Genomic DNA, 8428 nt, shown 5'->3' with positions numbered 1-8428 from the left:
GCAGGGCGCGCGCGAGCGGCGGCATGTCCTCGGGCGGCAAGGCGGAAACCACACCCTCGCGCACGAGCACCCAGCCGACCCGCGCAAGCCGGAAATAAGCGGCCATCGTGCTCATTCGGCCACCGGCTTCGAACGGGCGGTCCGAGAGGCGCGCGGGTATCGTCTTACAAGCGAACCTGCGGGCATCGGCTACAGCTTCCAGCCGGAATGCAGCGCCGCGATGCCGCCGGTATAGTTGGTGTAATTCACCCGCGAGAAGCCGGCGGCGCGGATCATGGCCGCGAAGTCCTGCTGGTTCGGAAACTTCCGTATGGATTCGACGAGATACTGATAGGGTTCGGCGTCGCCGGTCACGAGCTTGCCGAACTGCGGGATCGCCTTGAACGACCACTCGTCGTAGATACGGTCGAGGAGCGGCATCTCCACCTCGGAGAATTCCAGGACGAGCAGCCGGCCGCCGCGCTTCAGCACGCGGAAAGCCTCCGTAAGCGCGACGTCGATACGCGGCACGTTGCGGATGCCGAAGGCGATCGTATAGGCGTCGAAGTGCTTGTCCTCGAAGGGCAGTGCTTCGGCATTGGCCTCGACGAAATCGAGATTCGCGGAGAGTTCCTTCTTGGCCGCCCGATCCGCGCCGACCGCAAGCATCGAGCCGTTGATGTCGAGAACGCTGGCGTGGGCCTGCCTGCCTGAGGCCTCGACGACGCGGAAGGCGATGTCGCCGGTGCCGCCGGCCACGTCGAGCAGGCGGTAGGCCGGGTCACGTGGCGGATTGAGGGCGGCGACCATCGCGTCCTTCCAGGCCCGGTGCAGGCCCGCCGACATGATGTCGTTCATGATGTCGTAGCGCTTGGCGACCTTGTGGAACACGTCGTTCACGAGCGATTGCTTCTCTCCCTCGCCAACCTGCCGGAAGCCGTAGGAGGTTTCCATTCCGCCCGTCGCGGAGGTGCGTTGCTGCTCCGTCATGATCGTACTCCGGTCCTGCGCCATGCGCCCCATGCGCCGTGCATGTCCCGTGCCTTTTGTCCGGCCGGGGCATTGCCGCGATGGTATATAGGCCATAGATCAACGCGAAGAAATGGCCATGCCGGAGAAAAGCGACGGCAGTGCAAAGCGGGGAACAGGAGCCTCAAAATGCCGGAATTGCCGGAGGTCGAAACGGTGCGGAGGGGGTTGGCACCCGTGATGGAGGGGGCACGAATCGTGCGTGCAGAGCTCCGCCGCGCCGACCTGCGCTTCCCGTTCCCGCCCGGCTTCGCCGAAAGCCTTGCCGGACGCCGCGTTCTGTCGCTCGGCCGGCGGGCGAAATATCTGCTGATCGATCTCGAAGGCGGCGACGTCGTCATTGCCCATCTCGGCATGTCCGGTTCCTTCCGGGTAGCGGCCGGCGATGCGGAGCATCATGCGCCGGGCGCCTTCCATCTCCCGCGCGGCAAGGATGAGCGCCACGACCATGTTGTCCTGCATCTGGACGCTGCGTCCGGGCCGCAGCGCGTGATCTACAACGATCCGCGCCGCTTCGGCTTCATGGACCTTGCGCGGCGCGACACGATCGCGACACATGTCTTCTTCCGGGAGCTTGGCGAGGAACCGACCGGAAACGCGCTCGACGCAGCCTATCTCGCCGCGAAGTTCCGCGGGCGCCAGACGCCACTCAAATCCGCCCTCCTCGACCAGAAGAACATCGCCGGTCTCGGCAATATCTATGTCTGCGAGGCGCTCTGGCGGGCGCATCTGTCGCCGCAGCGTCTGGCGGGCTCGCTCGTCACGGCGGCCGGCCGGCCGAAGGCGGAACTGGCGAGACTGGCCGAGGCGATCCGCGACGTGATCGCGCAGGCGATCGAGGCCGGCGGTTCGACGCTGCGCGATCATATCCGCGCCGACGGTTCCCTCGGCTATTTCCAGCATTCCTTCTCCGTCTACGACCAGGAAGGAGAGCCTTGCCGCACGCCCGGCTGCGCCGGCACAATCGGCCGGATCGTCCAGGCGGGCCGCTCGACATTCCATTGCGCGGCATGCCAGAGATAGGCCGAAGAAGCGGAGATATGAATCATGGCCTACGAGACCTTGATCGTCGAACAGCGTGGCCGCGTGGGGCTCGTGACGCTCAACCGGCCGAAGGCGTTGAATGCCCTCAATGCCGAGCTGCTCGGCGAGTTGCGGATGGCCCTCGGAGCTTTTGAAAGCGATCCGGGCATAGGCGCTGTGGTGATCACCGGGTCGGAAAAGGCATTCGCGGCCGGGGCCGACATCAAGGAGATGCAGTCGCTCAGCTTCGTGGAGGCCATGCTCGGGGATTATGCGGCCGGATGGGACGAGGTGGCAGGTTTCCGCAAGCCCGTGATTGCGGCCGTTGGCGGCTTCGCGCTCGGCGGCGGCTGCGAGCTGGCGATGATGTGCGACTTCATCATCGCGTCCGACACAGCCCGGTTTGGCCAGCCGGAGATCACGCTCGGCGTCATTCCGGGCATGGGCGGCACGCAGCGGCTGACGCGGGCCGTCGGCAAGGCAAAGGCGATGGACCTGTGCCTGACGGGCCGGATGATGGACGCGGCGGAAGCAGAGCGCTCGGGGCTGGTCGCGCGCGTCGTGCCGCAGGAAAAGCTGCTGGAGGAGGCGCTCGCTGCAGCCGAAAAGATCGCCGGCTATTCGCTTCCGGCCGTGATGATGGCCAAGGAGGCGGTGGCGCGTGCCCAGGAGACGGTGCTGTCGGAGGGCATGCGCGCCGAACGCCGGCTGTTCCACAGCCTCTTCGCCACGGAGGACCAGAAGGAGGGCATGGCTGCCTTCGTTGAGAAGCGTAAGCCGGACTTCCGCAATCGGTGACGCGCGAGGCAGCCGGTTTTCTTCGAAATGCGCGTTGACGCCGTGGTCGTTTCCCGCTATACGCCGCCCCACAGTTTGGAAAGCCGACTTTCTAGGTTTTCCGATATTGCTCCCGAATTGCTTGCCCGAACAGTCGGACGGACGGTCGCGATAAACCGGCGTGGCGAAGGTGGAGTGTGTGTCAGATCACTGAGAGAGGCATAGATGGCCAATACGACTTCGGCGAAAAAGGCGACCCGCAAGATCGCCCGTCGCACCGCAATCAACAAGGCACGCCGGTCGCGCGTGCGCTCCTTCGTTCGCAAGGTGGAGGAAGCGATCGCTTCGGGTGACGCAACGCAGGCAGCCGACGCCCTTCGCGCGGCCCAGCCGGAACTGATGCGCGCCGCCACCAAGGGCGTGCTCCATTCCAACACAGCGTCGCGCAAGGTGTCCCGCCTGGCGAGCCGCGTGAAAGCCATGTCGGCCTGATTTCGACAAGCTATGCGTTTTGGCGAGAGCCCGGTCATTTGACCGGGCTTTTTCTTTGGCTTTTTGCATCCGCTATGGTTAATGCGCAAGGCTCTATCATGTCAGGGCAGTGACATTTTTTATTAAGTAAATTCAATTGCTTATCTGAGGTATGCGTCTAGTTACCCGACTAACGTTACGGCATTTGGGGTGCCGGTTGAGTCAAGCGAAATTTTATTTTTTTTGCGCCTGGCGCTCCGTTTTCGGAGCTCAAAAAGAAAGCCATTGATTCATAAGCGATTCTCTTTCGGTGCCGCTGCCCCGAGTCAAAATCGGTCTCCGGAGTCAACGCCCGGCCATTAATTTTGCGTAAAATTCGTGATTGATCTTGCCCGGCGATCCTGCCTAAATGACTTCCACAGGGGACGCGGACAACAGTCAAAAAGAGGCGCTGGACGCCGTCGAAGAGACGGGAGTAGCGGCTTTGTCCACTGTAGCGGAACGGTTCTGTTCCGTCTCATCAGACACCGGGAATCTTGGGCCGTTCGTCGAGCGACGACGGAACGTGGTCTTTTTGATCTTTGCCACCGGTGTGCCGTGACGAGGGCGGCGGACGAGACGGAGGGAGCCGCCGATGTTGCGATCGTGGTCTGTACGAGGGGCCGCTATCGTGATGCGCATGCGCGGCCGCTGCCGATGAATGGCGGGCCGGTGCGGCTGATGCGAAGGTGTGAAGGGGCTGTTGCCGGATGGGGACCGGCGCAGTCGGGGCAGCTGATGCTGTAAACGGTCGATGCAAGGCCGGACGCGGTAGAGGCAAACATCAAGGTGCCGACGGCAGCGCCGGCACGGCGAATTGAAGTGAAAGGCGGCACGATGCAGATGAACACGGCCACGACGGCTGGTGCTTTGGCAAGCGGAGAAGATGCATACCGTTCCCTCGGCGAAGGGGAGCAGCAGGCGAGGGGAAAGATAGAGATGAAGCAGGACGCGCTTTTCGACCGGGTCAGCGCGCGTCTGAAGGCCCAGGTAGGGGCCGATGTCTATGCAAGCTGGTTCGGCCGGCTGAAGCTGCATTCGACGTCGAAGAGCGTCGTGCGGCTGTCTGTGCCGACGACATTTCTGAAGTCCTGGATCAACAACCGCTACCTGGAACTGATCACCAGCCTCTTCCAGCAGGAGGATCCGGAGATTCTGAAGGTGGAGATTCTGGCCCGCACCGCAACGCGGGGCGGAAGGCCGGTGTCTGCGGACGATGCGGTCGCCACCCCGGAGCCTGTTCCTGCGACGAGCCAGGCCCGCCGCGCAAACGGCGCCCAGGCGGTTTCGCAGGTGGCCGCCGGCGTCATGAACGGGGTCGTGCCGCGCGTTCCTGTCGCTCCGCAGGCGCCGCTCTTCGGGTCGCCGCTTGATCCGCGCTACACGTTCGACAGTTTCGTCGAGGGCGCCTCCAATCGGGTGGCGCTTGCTGCGGCCAAGACGATCGCCGAAGCCGGTGCCGGCGCGGTGCGCTTCAACCCGCTCTTCATCCATTCGAGCGTGGGCCTCGGCAAAACGCATCTCCTGCAGGCCGTTGCGCTGGCAGCCCTGTCGAGCGCGCGCACGCCGCGTGTCGTCTACCTTACGGCGGAATATTTCATGTGGCGTTTCGCCACCGCGATCCGCGACAATGATGCGCTTTCCTTGAAGGAGACGCTGCGCAACATCGATCTTCTGGTCATCGACGACATGCAGTTCCTGCAGGGCAACTCGATCCAGAACGAGTTCTGCCACCTGCTCAACATGCTGCTCGACTCCGCCAGGCAAGTCGTCGTCGCCGCCGACCGTGCACCCTGGGAGCTGGAATCGCTTGATCCGCGGGTCCGCTCGCGGCTGCAGGGCGGTGTGGCGATCGAAATGGAGGCGCCCGACTACGAAATGCGCCTCGAAATCCTGAAGCGCCGCTTGGAAACGGCACGCCAGGAGGACGCGACGCTCGACATCCCGGTCGAAATCCTCAGCCATGTGGCGCGCAACATCACGGCGAGCGGGCGCGAGTTGGAGGGGGCTTTCAACCAGCTTCTCTTCCGCCGCACCTTCGAGCCCCTGTTGACGATCGAGCGTGTCGACGAGCTGCTCGGCCATCTGGTCGCAGCCGGCGAACCGCGCCGGGTGCGTATCGAGGATATCCAGCGCATCGTCGCCAAGCACTACAACATCTCGCGTCAGGAGCTCGTGTCGAACCGCCGCACCCGCGTTGTGGTGAAGCCGCGCCAGGTGGCGATGTATCTCTCCAAGACGCTGACGCCGCGCTCCTTCCCGGAGATCGGCCGCCGCTTCGGCGGACGCGATCATACGACGGTCCTGCATGCCGTGCGCAAGATCGAGGAGTTGATCGCAGGCGACACCAAGCTCAGCCATGAGATCGAGCTTCTGAAGCGGCTCATCAACGAATAGCGGCACACCGCCGCTCCGACCGGGGTGCCGCGCCGATCTCGATTTGGCGCGGCGCCTTTTTCGTTGGCTCGGTGGTCGGGGAAATCGTCGATCGTGAACCTGCTTGTGACCTACATGGAGATGCTCGCACGTCCATCCGGACACCCGCTGGCCCCCCCCAGCGACGGCGTCACGGTTCAGCGCGAACCGCTCTCGGCCGACGGCTATCTCGATCTGTACCGAGGCATCGGTGCGCCGTTGCAGTGGGATCGTCGCTTGCGGATGCCGCGCGAGGATCTCGTGCGGTTCGTTGCGGCGCCATCCACGTCCTTGTTCGTGCTGCGCGAGAACGGGCAACCGGTCGGGCTTTGCGAATTCGACCATACCGACGAGGACAATGTCGAGCTTGTGCATTTCGGCTTGATCCCGCAGGTGCAGGGCAGGCGGCTGGGACCGCATCTCCTCGATACTGCGCTGCGTGTGGTCTGGACCGAGCGGACACGGCGCGTCTGGCTCCACACCGACACGAACGACCATGAGAAGGCCCGGGCGACCTATGAGCGCGCCGGATTCAGGGTCTATTTGCAGCAGTTCGAGGATTTTCCCGACTGAGTCTTCGCTCAGACATTGCGGAGTGCGCTGCCGTCAACAGGCGAGATCGGCGACGACGGCGTCGAGGATCAGCATGCCGGCCGGGGTGCAGCGCAGCCGCGCATTGCCGAGCCGCTCGACGAAGCCGTGGTCGATCAGGAACTGCTCGCGTTCCGGGTCCGGGTCGCGGCCGGACAGCATCTGCCAGCGCGCCAGGTCGACGCCTTCCTTCAACCGCAGGCCCATCAGCAGAAGCTCGTCAGCCTGCGCCTCATAGTCGAGGATCTCCTGCTCAACCATGCCGTGGCCCTGTTCTTCGACGAGGGTGAGCCAGTGTTCGGGAACGCGCTCCGTCGCGGTTGCCACCCGTGCGCCGGCGGTCGTCAGGCGGCCATGCGCACCGGGTCCGATCCCTGCATAGTCGCCGTAGCGCCAGTAGGTGAGGTTGTGGCGGCTTTCCGCGCCCGGACGGGCGTGGTTGGACACTTCATAGGCCGGAAGGCCTTCCCGTGCGGTGATCTCCTGCGTGGCTTCGTAGAGCACCGCCGAATGCTCTCCGTCCGGCACGGCGAGTTTTCCCGCCTTGTGCAGGCCGAAGAAGGGCGTGCCCTCCTCGATCGTCAGCTGATAGAGCGAGAGGTGATCGACCGCATAGGACACCGCTTCGCGCAGCTCGCGGTCCCAGGCCTCGACGGTCTGGTTCGGCCGCGCGTAGATGAGGTCGAAGGACATGCGCGGAAAGATGTCGCGCGCCAGCCGGATCGCCTTCAGCGCGTCGGCGACGTCGTGGAGCCGGCCGAGGAAACGGAGATCAGCGTCGTTCAGTGCCTGCACGCCGAGCGAGACGCGGTTGACGCCTGCCGCCCGGTAGCCGCGAAAGCGCTCCGCCTCGACGCTCGACGGGTTTGCCTCCATGGTGATCTCGATGCCGTCCGGCACGTGCCACTGCCGCGCGATGGCGGAGAGGATCGCCTCGACCGTCCCGGGCGCCATCAGGGACGGCGTGCCGCCACCCATGAAGATGCTCGTCACGCTGCGCGGCCCCGTCAAGGCCCGCATCGCCGCCATCTCCTTCAGGAAGGCAGCAACGAAACGCGGCTGGTCGACCGGCTGGTGGCGCACATGGCTGTTGAAATCGCAATAGGGGCACTTCGCCGCGCAGAACGGCCAGTGCACATAGATGCCGAAACCGGGATCGAGCGCGTCACGTGGCCTGAACGGGGCGATGGCGGTCATGGGATCAGACCAGGCAGGTTTCGACGAAGCGCTTGAAAGCGCGCGCGCGATGGGACAGGGCCTGCGCATCGCCTGGCTTCCAGCCGTGCTTCTCTTCCGCACTCATCTCACCGAATGTGGTGGCGTGACCCACCGGCTTGAAGACCGGATCGTAGCCGAAGCCCCGGTCGCCGCGTGGCGGCCAGACGAGATGGCCTTCCACCTCGCCGCGGAAAAGCTCCGTATGGCCGTCCGGCCAGGCAAGGCAGAGCACCGATACGAAACGCGCCGTCCGCCGGGCTTCGTCGGTCGCTCCCGTCTCTGAAAGAGCCTGTTCGACCTTCTCCATCGCCATCTGGAAATCGCGGCTGCCGTCTTCCCGCTCCGCCCAGTTGGCGGTGTAGACGCCCGGTGCACCGCCGAGCGCATCGACGACAAGCCCGGAATCGTCCGAGAGCGCAGGAATGCCGGCTGTCCGTGCGGAGGCTAGCGCCTTGATCCGCGCATTTTCCTCGAAGGTCGTGCCTGTCTCGTCGGGTTCCGCGAAGGCGAGGTCAGCGGCCGACCTGGCTTCGAAGCCGAGCGGGCCGATCAGGTCGCGGATCTCGCGGATCTTGCCGGCATTGTGACTGGCGACGATAATGGTCTTGGTATCGAGCTTGCGCATGTCTTGTCCGTCAGGTGAGGTTCCAGAGGCCGGGTTCGGCGCATTCCAGGCTGTTGCCGGCCGGGTCGCGGAAATAGATCGACCGGGCGCCGTTCGGCCAGCGAAAGTCCGCCTCGACCGTCACGCCCGCTGTCTTCAGGCCCGCGGCGATGTCGTCAAGGGCCGCCGCCGGCACGCGAAAACAGGCATGGCCCGGACCGTCAGCACCATGCGGCGGTACGGGCAACGCCTCTGCCGGGGGTGGCGTCATCGTTTCGCGCG

8 protein-coding genes and 1 pseudogene are annotated in these 8428 nt (G+C 64.6%); 5 read left to right on the top strand and 4 right to left on the bottom strand.

Annotated elements, in window-relative coordinates; genetic code table 11:
- Nucleotides 1-189 precede the first annotated feature (189 nt).
- Entirely contained in the window at nt 190-969 is a 780-nt protein-coding gene (gene ubiE / locus LXM94_RS24780) for a bifunctional demethylmenaquinone methyltransferase/2-methoxy-6-polyprenyl-1,4-benzoquinol methylase UbiE (protein WP_235774408.1), read from the bottom strand.
- Nucleotides 970-1137: 168 nt separating this feature from the next.
- Between ubiE and mutM the strand changes: the two genes are divergently transcribed.
- The 5 genes from mutM (at nt 1138) to LXM94_RS24755 (ending at nt 6306) form a co-directional block, all read left to right on the top strand.
- Nucleotides 1138-2031, top strand: coding sequence for a bifunctional DNA-formamidopyrimidine glycosylase/DNA-(apurinic or apyrimidinic site) lyase (gene mutM / locus LXM94_RS24775; protein ID WP_235774406.1), 894 nt, complete (start codon nt 1138-1140; stop codon nt 2029-2031).
- 24 nt (nt 2032-2055) lie between these two features.
- A complete protein-coding gene (locus LXM94_RS24770; RefSeq protein ID WP_235774404.1) occupies nt 2056-2829 on the top strand; it encodes an enoyl-CoA hydratase in 774 nt (257 codons plus the stop codon).
- Nucleotides 2830-3033: 204 nt separating this feature from the next.
- Nucleotides 3034-3300, top strand: a complete 267-nt coding sequence (rpsT, locus tag LXM94_RS24765) for a 30S ribosomal protein S20 (protein WP_235774402.1) — start codon at nt 3034-3036, stop codon at nt 3298-3300.
- Between the two features lie 957 nt (nt 3301-4257).
- Nucleotides 4258-5715 (top strand): chromosomal replication initiator protein DnaA, encoded by a 1458-nt coding sequence (gene dnaA, locus LXM94_RS24760; protein WP_408015698.1) that lies wholly within the window; start codon nt 4258-4260, stop codon nt 5713-5715.
- 93 nt (nt 5716-5808) lie between these two features.
- Nucleotides 5809-6306: a GNAT family N-acetyltransferase gene (locus LXM94_RS24755; protein ID WP_235774398.1), complete on the top strand. Its 498-nt coding sequence runs from the start codon at nt 5809-5811 to the stop codon at nt 6304-6306.
- A gap of 33 nt (nt 6307-6339) precedes the next feature.
- Here LXM94_RS24755 and hemW read toward each other — a convergent pair whose 3' ends face one another.
- From hemW to LXM94_RS24740, 3 genes and pseudogenes are all read right to left on the bottom strand, one after another.
- The gene (hemW, locus tag LXM94_RS24750) at nt 6340-7521 is read right to left on the bottom strand and encodes a radical SAM family heme chaperone HemW (RefSeq protein ID WP_235774396.1); all 1182 of its coding nucleotides are present in this window, start codon (nt 7519-7521) and stop codon (nt 6340-6342) included.
- A gap of 4 nt (nt 7522-7525) precedes the next feature.
- Nucleotides 7526-8167, bottom strand: a complete 642-nt coding sequence (gene rdgB / locus LXM94_RS24745) for an RdgB/HAM1 family non-canonical purine NTP pyrophosphatase (protein ID WP_235774394.1) — start codon at nt 8165-8167, stop codon at nt 7526-7528.
- A gap of 10 nt (nt 8168-8177) precedes the next feature.
- Nucleotides 8178-8428, bottom strand: a pseudogene (locus LXM94_RS24740) (glyoxalase/bleomycin resistance/extradiol dioxygenase family protein); the annotation flags it as partial.

The organism is Rhizobium alarense (assembly GCF_021555155.1).
Lineage (GTDB): Bacteria > Pseudomonadota > Alphaproteobacteria > Rhizobiales > Rhizobiaceae > Rhizobium_D > Rhizobium_D alarense.
Note: the sequence above shows the minus strand (reverse complement) of the source record. Positions and strands in the feature narration are given on the sequence as shown.